Annotated in this window: 2 protein-coding genes and 1 pseudogene; all 3 read left to right on the top strand. The window is 51.9% G+C overall.

The window, feature by feature from the left end:
* The coding region (locus Q0238_RS05590; protein WP_297943772.1) for a formate--tetrahydrofolate ligase at positions 1–110 on the top strand (110 nt) is incomplete at its 5' end.
* A 722-nt stretch (positions 111–832) separates the two neighbouring features.
* Positions 833–967: a hypothetical protein gene (locus Q0238_RS05595; protein WP_297943768.1), complete on the top strand. Its 135-nt coding sequence runs from the start codon at positions 833–835 to the stop codon at positions 965–967.
* A 600-nt stretch (positions 968–1,567) separates the two neighbouring features.
* A pseudogene (locus tag Q0238_RS05600) lies at positions 1,568–1,882 on the top strand (hypothetical protein); the annotation flags it as partial.

The following is a 1,882-nucleotide window of genomic DNA, read 5'->3' on the forward strand; positions in this document are numbered from 1 at the left end:
TCATCGTCGCCGTCTGCGGCAAGATAATGCTGATGCCGGGGCTGCCGAAGGTTCCTAACGCGCTAAATATGAAGATTACTAGCGATGGCGTTATAAGCGGATTGGCGTGAAATTTTATTTTCGGCGCCCGAAGCCAAAGCCTAAAATTCCGCGCTTGGGCGGTAAAATTTAGCTGCGGGCTTCGGCGGCGATAAATTTTTCCCTCAAGCTTCGGTAGTAATAAATCTTGCCTTCAAGCTGCGACGAGTTTATCGCGCCCAGGTTTTATTGCGTCATAATTTTGCCATGCTTGGGTTTTATTGCGCCGGGTTTTAGCCGGTCGAGTTTTGGTTGGTCGGATTTCGGCGCGCCGGGTTCGTCCCGCGAAATTTCGTTAAATTTCGTGCAAGATCTACGTAGAATTCGACGCAAAATTTGCACGGGTTTGGCATTTGAGATTTCGCTCGCAAAATTCCGCGCAAAAACCGAGCGTAAGATCTTAAACCGAGCCGCCCGCGAGCTTGCGAGCTCACTCGCGGCAAGATTTAAAATTTCATAACGCGTAGGTTCGCCGTGAAATTTAAAATTTCACGCGGCCGCGCACAGTGTCATGTATCGCTACGAGATTCTAAATTTCATGTCGAGCGCACCGTGAAATTAATCCGTCGGTCGCGCAGCAGATCGCCGCACGATCTAAAATTCGCGCTTGCGTCGCGACATGCGCCGCTGCGAGTTGAATTACGCGGCATCGCAAGCTAAATTTTACGCTCACGCGATCAGTCATGTTGGCGGAGGTTTGCGGCGCCCGGATTAAATTTTACACACCGCCGTGCATCGCCTGCGGTGGACACGGGTGTTGATCCGTTCTGCTTGCAAAGGCGCAGGCGGCTATAGCTGTGCGGCAGGCGAGCTAAATTTTACGAGCCGCTGCGTCGCGGCAATGAAATTTCGCGCCGTGCTGCTCGCTGCGACTAAATTTGTGCGATGATATGTCGGCTATGCGCTCGTAAATTAAATTGTACTCCACGCACCCGTCGCCTGATTGTCGCGCGGGATTGAAATTTGCGCGCCGCTTATCGCAGAATTTTAGATCGCTGCACGCCGCGCTATAGCTGTCGTAAAATTTTAAATTTCATGCTGTGCGTACATACGAGCTAGCTGTGAAATTTAAAATTCTATGCAGGCGTGAAATTTGCTGTGCGTTATGCCGTATCGCGCATCGTCGCGAGCCAAATTATGCGCTGCTGCGGAATTAAAGTCTTGCATGTCCGCTGCTACCGCTCGGGCGCCGCATGCTTGGCGGCTCCGTTTTGCGATCCGTTCGCGCCGTATTTGTTGCGGCAGTTACGCGCGTCACCGCGCCGCAGTGCGAGATTTCGCGTCGAGCTCTATTTTAGAGCTTTGATTTGCAGCGAGATTTTACGGCGCGCAATGGCGCTAAATTCCATTCTGCGTGAGATTTTGGAATTTTAAAATTCTCTTTCGCAGTATAATTATATGAAATGCTAAAATTTACAGGATTTCAATAAAGGAATTTTAAAATTTATGCGGCGCGGCTTTGTGGCGCGCCCGCAAGAAAGGAGCGATCATGGACAAGCTGGATAAAGAAGAGCTAGCAGAGGCGTTTATCGCTAGGCTCAGGGCTTTAGCGCGTAGCGGTGGCGCCGATCTGCGCGAGCTTGATCGCGAGTTTTACGGATTTAGCGTGAGGCTTGGCGTGCGATATGACTTTGCCGGCAAGTTTAGCGTCTCGCAGATAAGTGGCGGCGAGCGCGCTCAGTTGCATTTCGCAGATATCGCGCAGTTCGAGGCTCATGCGCGCGAGTGCCTACGCGCGGCAAGCACTGATGCGGAGCTAAGCGAGACCTTTATGCTGCGCCTGCGCGCAGACCCCCAAAAAGCC

This window comes from uncultured Campylobacter sp. (assembly GCF_938045775.1).
Lineage (GTDB): Bacteria > Campylobacterota > Campylobacteria > Campylobacterales > Campylobacteraceae > Campylobacter_B.